The sequence below is a fragment of the Vibrio sp. KUL78 genome (assembly GCF_059725505.1).
Genome location: NZ_AP045837.1, coordinates 2,200,548 through 2,214,810 on the forward strand (window position 1 = coordinate 2,200,548; position 14,263 = coordinate 2,214,810).

The following is a 14,263-nucleotide window of genomic DNA, read 5'->3' on the forward strand; positions in this document are numbered from 1 at the left end:
CTTCAATCAACATACTCCGCCTTCGGGCGGAGTATCAAAACAAATCCTGCTGTGGGCTAGACTCTTCTTGTAATACTTCATTGGGCACGGTTGCCTTGCCTTGAGCAAGTTTGCGTCGATAACGCATACGACAAAGCTTAATAATGTGCAGTTGTTGGGCGGCAGTGTATGACAACCAATTAAAGCGCTCTTCCCGTTTACGCATGCATCCCTGGCAATAGCCTTTTTCGTCCACAGTGCACACCCTGACACAAGGGCTGGGCACGGTAAAAAATTCTAATTGTTCCATTGGCTCCCCTTGCAAATAATTCAATCTTATACAATGAGCTTGAATTAAACTTCACAGACCTACTCTACTTTCCACTCCCAGTGACAAGCGCAACTGAGTAAGAATAGTCTGAGTCGACCAAATTAATGGTACTTATTGAAGGTGTTACGCAATAACTTCCACATCCTGTGTTGAAATCCCACTATACTAAAGATAACCTACTCCTGACAAAAAACAGTGTTTTATTAGTTAGGCTTGGCAATAATTTCATTCAGTTGGAGCAATGTATATGAAGATTTTTTCTAAGAAGGTACTCGCAGCAGTTGCGCTTCCGGTTCTTATGACGGCATGTGCCGCTAATGACGCAAAACAGGAGGAGCCGATGAAAGCAGTAACTGCTCAGGATCTTCAACACCACAATTGGAATCTAATACAGATTGACGGTAACCCAATCACCGTGACTGAACAGAACCAAGTGCCGCGCCTAGAGATCGGCGAGAAAATGACAGCGAACGGCAACGCAGGTTGTAATAACTTCTTCGGTCAAGGTGAGCTAAAAGACGGTCAGTTCCGCATCGAAAAAATGGGCATGACGATGAAGATGTGCCCTGGCGAAGCGATGGATATTGAACGTACCGTATCGCAAACGCTTTCAGACTGGAGTGAAATCACTGTGACTCAAAACGGCCTTGAGCTTAAAGGTGAAACACACACGCTAACGTTTGAGCTGAAAGATTGGGTTAACTAATCCCCTAGTCTAGCGACTGGCGCTATCAAGTTTATAAACGGCACTCAATGAGTGTCGTTTTTTTGTAGCCAGCCGCCGCCTCATCAGAGCAATCCACATAGCTTTTGCCTATTAATGAAATAAACACTTCCCATTTTCTCTATTGTGAATTCCCGTTATCGTAACACCAAGTTAAAACACAAGAGAAACTAGCATGACCAGCAAAGCACTTATCGTAGAAGGCGGCGCAATGCGAGGTATATTTGCGGCCGGGGTGCTCGATGCATTTCTAGAGCAAAACCATAAACCCTATGACTTTGTGCTTGGTGTATCCGCCGGGGCCTCCAACCTACTTGGGTATTTGGGTAATGCGCCAAGACGAAGTTATCAAGTCATCACGGAACTCGCGACCAGCCAAGTATTTTACAATCCTCGTCGGTTTGTCGCAGGAGGTCACCTAGTCGATGTTAAGTGGCTTTTTGAGGAATCCAATCGTCGCTTTCCGCTCGATTTAGACACCCTCTTTAGTTCCACTCCATTTATTGCCGCCGCAACGAATGTTGCCACCGGTCGACCAGACTATTACGAGGTGACACCAGACAACATCGCGAAGGCGATTGAAGCGACGGCATCTTTACCGTTGGCGTATAAAGATACTCCTTGTTTTGATGGCGGATGTTATACAGATGGCGGCGTCGCCGACTCTATTCCTGTCCGTGAGGCATACCGGCGCGGAGCTCGTGATATCACCGTTATTCTTTCTCACCCGCTGAGTTATGAGATGCCAAAACCTAAAGCGGGGTGGCTGATGAAAAAGCTATTCATAAAACACCCCAACGTTGGGCGAGCGATGGCACAGCGCGCGAAAAACTATAATGAGTCTTTGGCGTTTATTCGTAACCCGCCCAAAGACGGCGTTGTGCGTGTTATTACACCGCAGGAAAGCTTTCCAGTCCAAAGACTCACGATGGAGAAAGCATTACTTGATATCGGTTATCAGATGGGGGTTGAGGAAGGCCGTCAGCATGTGCGTAGGATAAAAGGAGAGTCATTATATCAGCAGGAAGAGTGTCACTTCTGTTGAGTAATCCTTTCTCTCTCAAGAACGAATATATCGAAAAGAAAACGGCACTCGATGAGTGCCGTGTCATTACTTAAAGAGTAGAACTTTCAAGCTTGCCTCTGGATCAATATCGGCAAACTCTGCTGGGTTATCTAACCTCTCAACAAAGGTTAACTGCGGAGCTTCTTCCGCCATACTCTCGATAAGAAAGTTTGGTGTCACCGTCGGCGAGTTAACACACGCCATTACTTCACCATCGTCGGTCATTAGATCACCCAAGCGTCGTAAGATCTTCTTGTAGTCTTTGGTCAACGCAAAACTGCCCTTTTGGAATGAAGGCGGATCGATAACGATAATGTCGTACGGTCCATATTTCTTAATTTTGCCCCAAGACTTGAAGATGTCATGGGCCAGAAAGCTAACACTGCCCAGATCGTGACCATTCAATCTGTGGTTGTCGCGGCCCTTGTTGAGGGACGCTCGTGCCATATCAACGTTGACAACATGCTCAGCACCGCCTTCTATTGCAGCGACAGAGAAGCCACAGGTGTACGCGAATAAATTAAGCACCCGCTTGTCTTGCGACTTGGATTTCACCCATTCGCGCCCATTGCGCATATCTAAAAACAAGCCGAAGTTCTGATTACGACCAATATCAAGTTGATACTTACACCCCAGTTCTTCCACGACGGGTTTCGCATCCAACTCACCGTAAATAACTTCTGAAGGAGCGCCGTCACTATAACGATGCTGAAGAACGATGGCTTTACCACCAGCTTGTTCCCATCGGTTAGATTGTGCGAGCTCGGCCAAGCCTTGTTTTAGAGTGCTGAGAAAAGCCTCATCCACAGGCTTAAACAAATTAACCAGTAACTGGTTTGCTGCCCAATCACAAGTCAGTTGCTCTAATCCGGGCCAGCACTTACCGCGCCCGTGAAACAGACGACAAACCTCCGTTGGCTTATGATCAAGCTTGGTCTCGATTTGTTGAAAAAACACCGCAAGTTGACTGGCTTGCATCATTGGGCTTTCTGAGATTATTTCTTCGGCCATGTTAACTCCCAAGGTTGAGACCATTGTTCTAATGCACTGCTCAATGCTGCGCTGTTCCATTTACATCCTAGGGATGGCATTCGCGGGTCACACTTAAACTCATAATCGTGACCAAGGAGTGAAAACCTCAATGCATATGCGTGCAGATACCCTCTATCTTCGTTAGCATTTTGCCCATAAATAGGGTCGCCAACGATAGCCGATCCGACGGATTTCAATGCCACTCGGATCTGGTGGGTTTTACCTGTTAAAGGCTTACACAAAAATGCTCGCTCACCGTTTTCACCGGCTAGAGAGAAGAACTGAGTAATCGCTGGGTTCTGTTTCGTCGCAACCAACTTCCAAGATGAGCGGCGCGAACGCTCCATATCTCCAGAAACCGTACCCTGTTTTTTCTTGGGCTTTTTACAACCAATCGCTAAATAGTACTTTTCAATCTCTCGGTTTTTAAATAATCGAGCAAACTCCGCGGCGACGTCTGATCGCTTCGCTAGAATCAGCAAACCTGATGTCATTTTGTCGAGGCGGTGAACCAGATACAGTGACTCAACGCCAAGATGACCCGCCACATCTTGAACCAGCATGGTATCGCCATCGTCTTTGTGGACGCTTACCCCTGGATGTTTATTGATGACCACGAAATCATCGTTTTCAAAGTGAATATCGAACATGAAAAGCGCTAGATTAGAATTTGTGGACTGGATGATACACAAAAGCCGCCTCAAGGGCAGCTTTTGGTTGGCTTAAACTTTGGTTCATCTAAATAAGGTTAAGCGTTACAGGAATGGATAGGCAAATACGATAAGAATCGCGGCTGGACAAACAAACTTCACATACCAAGGCCATATCTTCCAGAACCAAGATTGTTCAATTTCTGGATTACCTTGCTTAATTTCGTTCAGTAGAGAGTTACGACTCCAAATCCAACCGATAAAGATTGCCCAAACCACACCAAGCAAAGGCTGCATGTAAACGGTTGACGCAGTCGCTACTAGGTCAAACAAGGTATCAAAGTTTGCCGCAATCAATACGCTACAAAGGAGAATAGTCCCGCCTAATATCAGCGTCGCCTTATCACGTGACATCTTGGTTTCTTCTTGTAAACACGAAACAGGGACTTCGAGCATTGCGATAGATGAGGTTAGAGCGGCAATCACCATAAGAGCAAAGAACGCGATACCAATAAGCTCTCCCGCTAACCCCATAGAGTCAAATAAGCTAGGTAGTACGACAAACACCAAGTTACCTGAACTGATAAGCTCGCCCAGCTCGTTAAAGATTTGCACCCCGTTTTGTTTAGCAACAAACATCGCAGGTAGGATCAACAAACCAGCCATGAAAGCGACACCGGTATCTATAATAGCGACCTGTCCGGCTGTCTTAGGAATGTTGATGTCTTTACTTAGATAAGAGCCGTACACCATCATCGCGCCCACACCAAGAGAGAGTGAGAAGAATGCTTGCCCCATGGCGTTCACGACTAGACTTGCATCAACATGGTTCCAGTCAGGGACTAAGTACATTTCAAGCCCATCCATCGCCCCATCTTGCGTGAAGATATAAGCGATAAGAAGGATGAATAGCGCAAACAGCACAGGCATAAGTCGAGATGACCATTTCTCAATACCATCTGAGACCCCGCGCTTAACGACGAACACCGTCATAAGCATAAAGATAACCGTTAAGCTCACATTGCGTCCGTTACTAAAGGTCACCAACCATTCAGCGACAGAATCTAGACCGATAAACTTAGCAATCGGTGCTGCACCAAACCCGATCAACCAACCTGCTAGAATAGCGTAAAAACTCAGTATCATTGACGCGGTAAGCAAGGCAATCACACCAAATGTAGCGGCAAGCGATTTATTCTTAGTCCAAATCTTACGTAACGATGAAATCGGGTTGGATTGACCGTAGCGACCAATCGTCAGCTCAGCAATCAACATAGGAAAGGCAAGTAAGCCCATCATTAACAGATAGACCAAAAGAAAAGCAGCACCACCATTTGTTGCAGTTTGAGTTGGGAAACCCCAAACATTACCTAAGCCAACTGCACTACCAGCGGCAGCCATAATAAAGCCAAAGCGGGAAGTAAATTGTCCTCTATCGGAACTTGTCATTATTTTGTACCAGCACGTCGATGTTCGACGCTGTGTTGAAAATGGCTTTCCCTGATACCAATATCAACGCAAACGGCCATTCAATGTTGAACCGTTATTCCATGTGCGAAGTCATGTGACTCTAGAATAGAAGTGTATATTTAAATTTACACACCAAAAACAAGGAGAGTTTCACAAGCGGGTGGCAAGTAAAACAGGTTATCTTTACAATTGGAAGCCCAAAACTCTTGGCTGATTATTTTCCATTCAATTTACCCATGATTTGCTGCACTTATCAGCAATTGTAAACCTATTCTATTCGGTATTTCACGCCTTCTAGTCGCTATAATCTCGTTCAACTTAGTGTCAGTCTGCCTAAGTGTCGCGCCTTTCGCTCACATCTGTATCTCTTTGTATTTGACAGACACTTAACTATTCCAAATACTTGATTCTGAGATTATTATTTGCGAAATCGTCTTTCTATTGAGGCTAAATGGACAAGGTCTATCACTTTCTAACGCTCGCGGGCATCGGTTTATACTGGGTTCTGGTAGCTGGTGTCACACTTCGAGTCGTGCTTAAAAGGCGTGCCGTTAGCGTGTCACTTGCCTGGCTTATGGTGATTTATATCATCCCTGTCGTCGGGGTGATCTGTTATTTCATGTTTGGCGAGCTCAATCTCGGTAGAAAACGAGCTGAAAGAGCGCGGGTCATGTACCACCCTTTTGAGAAGTGGTTTCACCAATTAAACGACTGTAATGCCCACGTTCCCGACAATATGGGTACTCACATTTCAAAGATCGATAACCTGTGCAACAAACGCATGGGGATCCCCGCGCTATGCGGTAACGAACTGCAACTACAGACCACGCCTCAAGAAATTCTCCTATCCGTCATTGAAGATATCGAAAACGCCAAACACAGCATTCGCATGGTATTTTACATTTGGTATCCAGGTGGTCTTGCCGACTCTGTCGCATCAGCGTTAATACAGGCATCGAAGCGTGGTGTAAACGTGAAGGTGTTGCTAGATTCCGCTGGCAGCCCTACATTCTTTCGAAGCCATTGGGCAACCATGATGCGAGATGCGGGTATTGAGTTGGTTGAAGGGCTCGAAGTCTCTCCTTGGCGTATCTTCCTAAGAAGGCTGGATCTAAGACAGCACCGCAAAATCATCGTTATTGATGACGACGTTGCCTATACAGGCTCTATGAATATGGTAGACCCCGCATACTTCAAACAAAACTCAGGGGTTGGTCAATGGATCGATATCATGGTCCGAGTAGAAGGGCCAACAGTCAACGTGCTATCTGCCATTCACTGCTGGGACTGGGAAGTAGAGACCGGTGACAGACAGCTACCCGCCCAACCAGAATGCCAAATTAGTATTCCAGAGGACTCAAAACCCGTTCAAGTGGTACCGTCTGGGCCTGGTATGCCGGACCAGTTGATAGGTCAAGTGCTCACCATTGCCATGCACCAAGCGGAAAAGTCAGTAAGAATAACAACGCCTTACTTTGTACCAAGTGCTGACCTCTTGGAAACCATCAAGACAACAGCACAGCGTGGCGTAGATGTTGAGCTGATTATCCCTAAGCACAATGACTCAGTGATGGTGAAATGGGCATCGCGCGCCTTCTATTCTGAGCTACTTGCCTCTGGGGTTAAGATCCATGAGTTTGACGGCGGATTATTGCATACCAAATCCGTTGTCATTGACGAGTTATTCTGCCTCGTGGGTACCGTGAATATGGATATGCGCAGTCTATGGCTGAACTTTGAGGTGACGCTCGCTGTGGAAGACCCAGAGTTCACCCACAAGATGCACCAATTACAAAGTCACTATATCGAGAGCAGCGACCTGGTAGACTCCAACGTATGGAAACAGCGCAGCATTTATCATCGTTTCTTTGAACGACTATTCTATTTGTTCAATCCTCTGCTCTGACCATAGCGTATATCGAAACACTGACCCATTTAATGAAGGCCAAAGACTTGCAACTCTTTGGCCTTCATGGTTTATTGCTGTTATCAACTCAATAAAATTATAGCCTCAACCACATTCGTGCTTGGGTCCAGACAGGGATTCTTGATGTCAGAAAGCAAAACCACCAAATTTGTCACCGCTGGTCGCGATAAAAAATGGACCAATGGTGTCGTTAACCCGCCAGTACAGCGCGCCTCTACTATCGTCTTTGATACCGTGGCAGAAAAACATCACGCGACCGTCAACCGAGCAAACAAGACTCTGTTTTATGGCCGTCGCGGCACCAACACACACTTTGCTTTCCAAGATGCAATGACAGAGATTGAAGGCGGTGTGGGGTGTGCGCTATACCCTTGCGGCACGGCTGCGATTTCTAATGCCATTCTTTCATTTGTAGAGACTGGTGATCATATTCTTATGGTGGATACTTGTTACGAACCGACTCGTGATTTCTGTGACAGCATCATGAAGAAAATGGGTGTAGAAACCACCTATTATGACCCGCTGATTGGTGAAGGCATTAAAGAGCTAATCCAACCCAACACGAGAATCCTATTTTTGGAATCTCCTGGCTCTATTACGATGGAAATCCAAGATGTTCCTGGAATGGCGAAAATCGCTCACGAACACGACATCATCGTGATGCTCGACAACACTTGGGGAGCGGGCGTGAACTTCTCTCCATTTGAGCACGGTGTCGACATTTCAATTCAAGCAGCGACTAAGTACATTGTCGGCCACTCGGATGTGATGCTAGGTACGGCTGTCACGCATGAGAAGTACTGGGATCAACTACGCGAACAGAGCTATCTAATGGGACAATGCGTGTCGCCTGACGACGCGTATTTAGGTCTTCGTGGCATCCGAACCCTTGACGTGAGACTCCGTCAACATGCCGAGAACAGCCTAAAAGTCGCACAATGGTTAGCTACCCGACCAGAAGTCGATCATGTTCGCCACCCTGCCCTAGAAACCTGTCCGGGGAGCGAATATTTCCACCGCGACTTTACTGGCGGCAACGGTCTATTCTCATTCGTACTAAAAACCAGCTACCCGCGAGCAACGACTGCCCTGTTAGATGGGATGAAGCACTTCAGCATGGGCTACTCATGGGGTGGCTTCGAAAGCTTGATCTTAGCGAACGAGCCAAAGAGTTTTAACTCTCTCCGAACCGTCGCTAACCCGAACTTTGAAGGCACACTCGTACGACTTCATATTGGACTAGAGAGTGTCGAAGATTTGATTGAAGATTTGAAAACGGGTTTTGAGCGCTATAATTCGGTTATACAAGAAAAAACCGTTACTCAATAAACGTTTAATGGCTTTCTAAATGAAAGCCATTTTTTATCAGATAAGGACATACACATGAGACTTAGAGCAGACGTCGCTATCCTAGATATCCTAGGGCATCTACTAATTTGGTTGATACTGAGCTTCATTACCTTTGGTATCGCGCTGTTCTTCTTCCCTTATTCGTTTTCAAAGTTCATCCTTAATCGAACCTACGTCATCGATGACATGGGACGAGAGAGAAAAATGGATTGCGACATCGATCTATTCAGTGATCTTGGGCACGTGCTGCTCTGGTTCGTGATTTCAATTTTGACGCTAGGTATTGGCTATATCTTCTATTTCTACCGCGTCTGGAACTATGCTTTGAATAATACCCGCGTTGAATAGCACACGAATTGAGTAGTACACGCATCAATTGACGTTGAAGCGAAGTGGTAAGGCAGGTTTATACCTGCCTTTGTTATTAGTAGTAACTGACTGTAGGGTCCACGCATTGGTAGAGCTGACCAATACTCTCATCATTGGTTATTAACTGATGGAGAATACGAGCAACTTCGCTACGGTGTATGGCACCATGAACTTCCACCTGTTGCGATAACTCTCCCTGTTCGGTCACGGCCCCATCTTTCAAACCACCAGGTCGTAAGATGGTGTAATCGAGAGTACTGCTTGATAACCAAGCCTCTGCCAGTGACTTCTCACGCACAGCCCCACCAAAGCCCGCTTTCGCCCTATCAGATAGATATTGCCACGAATCACCACAACCGAGCGATGTCACGAGAACTAAGCGACGAATGCCATTAAGCTCTAGCGCATCCACTAGGTAGCGATGTCCGATGTAATCAACAGGGTTATCTGAACGGAAACTGCCCATGGTTGATAGCACCATGGCATCTTTTGGCAACTGTCCAACCGCCTCTTCTACGGATTGTTTATCGGTCGCATCACATGTGATGAGAGTCTGACACAAAGACTTTAGATCTGGTTCTTTTTCCGGGTTTCTTGCCACGCCGATGACAGGAATAGCTTGGTCTGAAAAATAGCGCACCGCTGCGAGGCCTAAGCCGCTGCTCGCTCCAAAAATTACAATTGCTTTCATTTAACGCCCTCTTTGATAATGCGAACAATTTACATCATCAATAAGAAAATTCTATAATCTGCGTCAAAGAACGTACCTTTGGGTAATACGCCATCCATGCTAAAGTTATGAATTAAAACATGGATGTCTCGATTAGGATAAATCATATGAATGCCACCTCCCCTACTCTCTACTATGTATACGACCCCATGTGTGCGTGGTGTTGGGGCTACAAACCCGTTTGGGATTCGATTCGAGCATCGCTCAGTGATGAAATAGAGATCCAATATGTGTTAGGTGGTCTAGCCGAAGATACTGACCAACCCATGCCGGTACCCATGCGAGCCCAGATTGCTGAATATTGGCGCAAGATCGAGTCTTATCTTGGTACCGAGTTTAACCATGATTTTTGGACGCTGAACGAACCGAGACGCTCCACTTATCCTGCGTGTCGCGCAGTAGTCGCCGCTCGAGCTCAAGGTGCAGAGTTGGAAATGTACGCGGCGATACAAAGTGCCTATTATCTTGAAGCTAAAAACCCGAGTGACAACCCGGTACTTATACAGCTTGCCGAGAGCATTGGCCTTGATAAAGTTAAGTTCGAACAGGACCTCACCGCTACTGAGACCCATGAAGCACTACTTCAAGAGATAAATTTTGCACGCAGTATCGGCGGAAACAGTTTCCCATCTCTGTTTTTAGTCAGAGGAACCTCCGTTATAGAGTTACCTGTCGATTATCAGCGCCCTGAAGTGACCCTCTCTCAAGTGCGTTCAATAGCTCGTACTAGTTAAACGTTTCTACTTGGTAGCTAAAATATTCACGGTTTACTGTTATTTATAAAGCTGCCGTATACACTTATTCAGGAAACAAACCGACTTATTAAACGGTTTCCTTGAACTACTGTTTCACCCAATAAGAAAGTGTCTAATGACCAAAACCCAGTTTGTCGCGCATTTTTTGCGTATGAATCGCACCTCTTACTTACTCGCGATTGTCTTCATTTTTCTCGTCAACTGGCTTCAGGTTGAGATCCCACGCTACATACAATTGGCTATCGACCTTCTCGATGACATCAGCGCTGAGAGCCATAGCCAGTTACAGTACTACGTTTCAATTGTCGTCGTAATGGCGATTGCTATGATCATCACGCGCATCCTGTCGCGTATTTATGGACTGAATCCTGGGCGTATTACCGAGGCAGAACTAAAAAACATTCTTCTGAATAGACTCAATCGCTTACCCAATCAATTTCATAGCAAGTTCGCTTCCGGTCGTCTTATCTCCATAGTAAACAATGATTTGATGGGTATTCGACTCATGTTTGGGGTGGGTTTTTTACAGCTCTTCAACACTATGCTTGCACTGTCGATGACACCGCTTTGGATGTGGCGTATTTCGCCCGAGCTAACCCTTTATTCCGTCATTCCTATCGCGATTGCCTTCGTGATTTTTCGCATTGGTTTTACGCGGATGAAAGATCTGCATATGGAACATATGCGTCGTCTACAAAAATATTCAGCCCAGTTGATGAGCTACCTATCAGCGATCGATTTGATCAAAAGCCAGCAAATGTCCGCATGGGTGCAAGCGGAAACTGACCAGCTCAACAAAAAGCTACTTAACTGTCAGATGAAGCTCACACGGATTCAGGTATTCTACATGCCGGTACTCGATTACGCTAATAACGTCATGAAGATCCTCATACTTGGCCTTGGCGGATACATGCTGATGCAGCAAGAGCTAACCTTGGGTGAGATCACGGCCTTTTTGACCTACTCAGTGCTGCTGTCGATGCCGTTAATGGCGCTTGGCAGAATCGCAACCATTTATCAACGCGGTATGGTTGGTATCACAAGTGTGCAAACCATCCTCAATGCAGACATCCCGGAGATTGACACTCAAACATTACCCTCTTCAAAAATCGAATCACTTAAAGGGCAGACTTTATCCGTTCGAAATCTAAGTTATCGCTACCCGGGTGACGAAAAGCTTACTTTGGATAACATCAGCTTTGATATTCTACCTGGCAAAAAGGTTGGCATATTGGGCAGCATTGGCGCAGGCAAAACTACGCTAGTTAACTGCCTAAATCACCACCTCGACGTCCCCAGTGATAGTGTTTTTCTTGGTAATGAAGATATAACGGCATTTTCTCGAGGTGACTTAAGGCGTTATGTCAAAACCATCACTCAAGACCCCTATCTGTTTTCTGCCACTATCGAGGAAAACGTTCGATTTGGTAGTGCCAATTCAGATATTGATGAGAAGGATGTCAAAACCGTTTTGGCGCTCAGCCAGCTCGCCACTGACATTGACCGCTTTGAACAAGGTGACCAAACGGTCGTTGGTGAGAAAGGCGTCATGCTTTCTGGAGGTCAGAAACAGCGTTTGAGCATCGCCAGAGCTCTATTGGAACCTTGCGATTTGATCATTATGGATAACGTGCTATCCGCCGTCGATTACGATACCGAACGCAAGATTCTCGAAGGACTATTTGAAAGACTAAAGAATCAGTCAGTACTGGTTGTTTCTCATAGAGTCAATGCGCTCGAATATATGGACGAAATTATCGTGCTCAATGAAGGCAAAGTCATTGCCAAGGGTGATCATCAAACACTGTTAGAAACATCGCCATACTACAAAGAGACCTGGCAACTGCAACAAACTGAAGCGGAGGTGGGCTCATGTTAAAAGGTATGGATGTAAAATACCTCAAGCACTTCTTCCAATTTGCGAAAAAGTACAAGCAAACTGCAATAATAGGCATCGCTATGCTGCCTCTTTCCATTGCTACCAGCTTACTGTTTCCTTGGTTAATCATCCAAGTCATCGATGTCTACCTATCGCAAGGTAACATGGATGGGTTACTGCAACATGTCTTCTATTTGGTTATCGTCCTTATCATCAGTTATATCGTCGATACAACTTATGCTTATAACCTAAGAAAAACTGGGCAGCACACCATCACGGATATGCGCTCGGTATTGGTGTCTCGTGTGCTTAAGTTGCCTCGCAGTTATTTCGATAACACGCCTATCGGTATTACCTTGTCACGTTTAACAAGCGATCTCGAAACCATCGGTGATTCGTTTGTGCAATCCGTTGTTGGGCTAGTACGGGACTCGTTAAACACCATCGCTCTGCTCATCATGATGCTGTTCATCGATTGGAAGTTAACCATGGTAGTACTTGTGGTCATGCCGCCAGTCATTTACTTGACTGTCTTTGTCCGTAATAAACTTCGCCAAATGCATCAGATTACACGCTCGGCACTCGCGAGAGGCATTGGTTACTTACAAGAAGTGCTACTAGGCGTAAAAACCGTGCAGTTCTATCGCGCGGAAGGGGAAGTAGAAGCGAGATACAAAAGCTACACGGATGAGTTTTTGGCGGCTCAAATGAAGGTCAATAAATACGACGCTATTCTGTTTGCCTTTATCTCCGGCGTCACCTCTATCACCATCGCGCTGATGATCTGGTTTGGTTCTGGTCAGGTGCTGGAAGCCTCTTTGACGCTCGGTGTGCTTATTGCCTTCATCAATACGCTTGAAAAAGTATTCGTGCCGATACGTGACTTTACTTCACAGATTGCGTCGATTCAGAGCTCATTCGCTGCGTTCGACCACATTGAAGAGCTATTTGTTGAACCTCTGGAAGAGGAAGGTCATCAGTTACTCGCTAAACAACAAGTTGAGCCAGAGCTTAGGGTGTTTAAAAGTTTAGAGTTTCGTAACGTGAGCTTTCGCTACAAGAAAGACGCACCTTACGTGATAAAAGATGTGTCATTCACCCTTAACAAAGGTCATCAAGTCGCGCTAGTTGGCTCCACTGGCTCTGGTAAGTCGACGATTATGCGACTGATCACCAAGACATACCGATACTATGAAGGCAGCATTTTGCTTAACGGTATCGAGCTTTCACAAATTGCAGCCGATGACTGCGCGCACCTTTTCTCAATGATGATGCAAGATGTTCATCTCTTTGAGCAGAGCATTCACTTTAACATCGCGCTAGGCAAAGAAGGTGTAGGCCGAAAAGAAGTCGTCGAAGCTGCGCGTTATGTTTACGCAGACCGTTTTATAGAACAGCTTCCAAGAGATTATGACTTTCAGCTCGACAAAAATGGCGCCAATCTGTCTGTTGGGCAAACTCAGCTTATCTCATTTGCTCGTGCCATCGCACAAGGCGGGCAGATTATGATGCTCGATGAAGCCACCAGCTCCGTTGACTCAATCACCGAAGACCTAATCCAAAAGGCGATGAGCCGACTTTACCAAGAGAAAACCGTCATTGCTATCGCGCACAGATTAAGTACCGTCCGACACTCCGACCTTATTTTGGTGCTCGATAAAGGGGAAGTCGTCGAAAGGGGTAACCATCGTGAGTTGGTAGCACAGAATGGCTTGTACGCGGGACTTTTGAATGATTCGATTGAACAGACGAAAGGAGAGCAAAAAGCAGCGAGCTAGAGCCCATCTTTCATTTTATCGCTCCACAAACAAACCAAAAATTGTCGTCATCCTCGAGACATCGAGGATCTTCTGAAGCGAGTGAGTGAGTGATGGTAATCAATTACTGTAAGTAGAATGATGTTTTTTAGCACACCACGCGCTAAATAAGATCCCCTTTTTCAAGGAGATGACGGAGTATGAGGGTTTAAAATCAAACTAATAATCTGGCACCTTTCTTGAA

At 45.8% G+C, this 14,263-nt stretch carries 13 protein-coding genes; 8 read left to right on the forward strand and 5 right to left on the reverse strand.

What is annotated here, in order from left to right:
- Positions 1 to 34 precede the first annotated feature (34 nt).
- Positions 35 to 289, reverse strand: a complete 255-nt coding sequence (locus AC6I8Y_RS10230; protein ID WP_252011953.1) for a DUF1289 domain-containing protein — start codon at positions 287 to 289, stop codon at positions 35 to 37.
- Positions 290 to 557: 268 nt separating this feature from the next.
- Between AC6I8Y_RS10230 and AC6I8Y_RS10235 the strand changes: the two genes are divergently transcribed.
- Together AC6I8Y_RS10235 and AC6I8Y_RS10240 are read left to right on the forward strand one after the other, a co-directional pair.
- Entirely contained in the window at positions 558 to 1,016 is a 459-nt protein-coding gene (locus tag AC6I8Y_RS10235; protein WP_498020116.1) for an META domain-containing protein, read from the forward strand.
- Between the two features lie 193 nt (positions 1,017 to 1,209).
- Positions 1,210 to 2,079, forward strand: a complete 870-nt coding sequence (locus tag AC6I8Y_RS10240; RefSeq protein ID WP_498020117.1) for a patatin-like phospholipase family protein — start codon at positions 1,210 to 1,212, stop codon at positions 2,077 to 2,079.
- Between the two features lie 66 nt (positions 2,080 to 2,145).
- On the opposite strand, the gene AC6I8Y_RS10245 is transcribed toward AC6I8Y_RS10240, so the two are convergent.
- From AC6I8Y_RS10245 to AC6I8Y_RS10255, 3 genes are all read right to left on the reverse strand, one after another.
- Positions 2,146 to 3,078 carry a class I SAM-dependent methyltransferase gene (locus tag AC6I8Y_RS10245; RefSeq protein WP_498021488.1) on the reverse strand — a complete coding sequence of 311 codons (933 nt, stop codon included), beginning with the start codon at positions 3,076 to 3,078 and terminating at the stop codon, positions 2,146 to 2,148.
- Positions 3,079 to 3,095: 17 nt separating this feature from the next.
- A complete protein-coding gene (locus tag AC6I8Y_RS10250; protein ID WP_394151464.1) occupies positions 3,096 to 3,782 on the reverse strand; it encodes a TIGR01621 family pseudouridine synthase in 687 nt (228 codons plus the stop codon).
- A gap of 105 nt (positions 3,783 to 3,887) precedes the next feature.
- Entirely contained in the window at positions 3,888 to 5,231 is a 1,344-nt protein-coding gene (locus AC6I8Y_RS10255) for a sodium-dependent transporter (protein ID WP_498020118.1), read from the reverse strand.
- 472 nt (positions 5,232 to 5,703) lie between these two features.
- Between AC6I8Y_RS10255 and cls the strand changes: the two genes are divergently transcribed.
- The 3 genes from cls (at position 5,704) to AC6I8Y_RS10270 (ending at position 8,877) form a co-directional block, all read left to right on the forward strand.
- On the forward strand, positions 5,704 to 7,158 hold the full coding sequence (cls, locus tag AC6I8Y_RS10260) for a cardiolipin synthase (RefSeq protein WP_498020119.1): 1,455 nt from the start codon (positions 5,704 to 5,706) through the stop codon (positions 7,156 to 7,158).
- Between the two features lie 144 nt (positions 7,159 to 7,302).
- Positions 7,303 to 8,508 (forward strand): cystathionine beta-lyase, encoded by a 1,206-nt coding sequence (locus tag AC6I8Y_RS10265; RefSeq protein WP_498020120.1) that lies wholly within the window; start codon positions 7,303 to 7,305, stop codon positions 8,506 to 8,508.
- A gap of 54 nt (positions 8,509 to 8,562) precedes the next feature.
- Positions 8,563 to 8,877, forward strand: a complete 315-nt coding sequence (locus AC6I8Y_RS10270; protein ID WP_234495694.1) for a DUF6693 family protein — start codon at positions 8,563 to 8,565, stop codon at positions 8,875 to 8,877.
- A gap of 76 nt (positions 8,878 to 8,953) precedes the next feature.
- Here AC6I8Y_RS10270 and AC6I8Y_RS10275 read toward each other — a convergent pair whose 3' ends face one another.
- Complete coding sequence (locus tag AC6I8Y_RS10275; RefSeq protein WP_498020121.1) at positions 8,954 to 9,589, reverse strand: NAD(P)H-binding protein; 636 nt, start codon at positions 9,587 to 9,589, stop codon at positions 8,954 to 8,956.
- A 146-nt stretch (positions 9,590 to 9,735) separates the two neighbouring features.
- On the opposite strand from AC6I8Y_RS10275, the gene AC6I8Y_RS10280 reads away from it, so the two are divergent.
- The 3 genes from AC6I8Y_RS10280 to AC6I8Y_RS10290 all read left to right on the forward strand — a co-directional run bounded on the left by AC6I8Y_RS10280 (position 9,736) and on the right by AC6I8Y_RS10290 (position 14,040).
- Entirely contained in the window at positions 9,736 to 10,362 is a 627-nt protein-coding gene (locus tag AC6I8Y_RS10280) for a DsbA family protein (RefSeq protein WP_498020122.1), read from the forward strand.
- Between the two features lie 136 nt (positions 10,363 to 10,498).
- On the forward strand, positions 10,499 to 12,262 hold the full coding sequence (locus AC6I8Y_RS10285; protein ID WP_394151470.1) for an ABC transporter ATP-binding protein: 1,764 nt from the start codon (positions 10,499 to 10,501) through the stop codon (positions 12,260 to 12,262).
- A complete protein-coding gene (locus AC6I8Y_RS10290; RefSeq protein ID WP_498020123.1) occupies positions 12,256 to 14,040 on the forward strand; it encodes an ABC transporter ATP-binding protein in 1,785 nt (594 codons plus the stop codon). Before AC6I8Y_RS10285 ends, AC6I8Y_RS10290 begins: the two co-directional genes overlap by 7 nt.
- The last annotated feature ends 223 nt before the right edge of the window (positions 14,041 to 14,263 follow it).

Bases quoted from the DNA above. Each gene is read 5' to 3' on its own strand.
- AC6I8Y_RS10230 (WP_252011953.1), bottom strand. From the start codon at position 289: ATGGAACAATTAGAATTTTTTACCGTGCCCAGCCCTTGTGTCAGGGTG.
- AC6I8Y_RS10235 (WP_498020116.1), top strand. From the start codon at position 558: ATGAAGATTTTTTCTAAGAAGGTACTCGCAGCAGTTGCGCTTCCGGTT.
- AC6I8Y_RS10240 (WP_498020117.1), top strand. From the start codon at position 1,210: ATGACCAGCAAAGCACTTATCGTAGAAGGCGGCGCAATGCGAGGTATA.
- AC6I8Y_RS10245 (WP_498021488.1), bottom strand. From the start codon at position 3,078: ATGCAAGCCAGTCAACTTGCGGTGTTTTTTCAACAAATCGAGACCAAG.
- AC6I8Y_RS10250 (WP_394151464.1), bottom strand. From the start codon at position 3,782: ATGTTCGATATTCACTTTGAAAACGATGATTTCGTGGTCATCAATAAA.
- AC6I8Y_RS10255 (WP_498020118.1), bottom strand. From the start codon at position 5,231: ATGACAAGTTCCGATAGAGGACAATTTACTTCCCGCTTTGGCTTTATT.
- cls (WP_498020119.1), top strand. From the start codon at position 5,704: ATGGACAAGGTCTATCACTTTCTAACGCTCGCGGGCATCGGTTTATAC.
- AC6I8Y_RS10265 (WP_498020120.1), top strand. From the start codon at position 7,303: ATGTCAGAAAGCAAAACCACCAAATTTGTCACCGCTGGTCGCGATAAA.
- AC6I8Y_RS10270 (WP_234495694.1), top strand. From the start codon at position 8,563: ATGAGACTTAGAGCAGACGTCGCTATCCTAGATATCCTAGGGCATCTA.
- AC6I8Y_RS10275 (WP_498020121.1), bottom strand. From the start codon at position 9,589: ATGAAAGCAATTGTAATTTTTGGAGCGAGCAGCGGCTTAGGCCTCGCA.
- AC6I8Y_RS10280 (WP_498020122.1), top strand. From the start codon at position 9,736: ATGAATGCCACCTCCCCTACTCTCTACTATGTATACGACCCCATGTGT.
- AC6I8Y_RS10285 (WP_394151470.1), top strand. From the start codon at position 10,499: ATGACCAAAACCCAGTTTGTCGCGCATTTTTTGCGTATGAATCGCACC.
- AC6I8Y_RS10290 (WP_498020123.1), top strand. From the start codon at position 12,256: ATGTTAAAAGGTATGGATGTAAAATACCTCAAGCACTTCTTCCAATTT.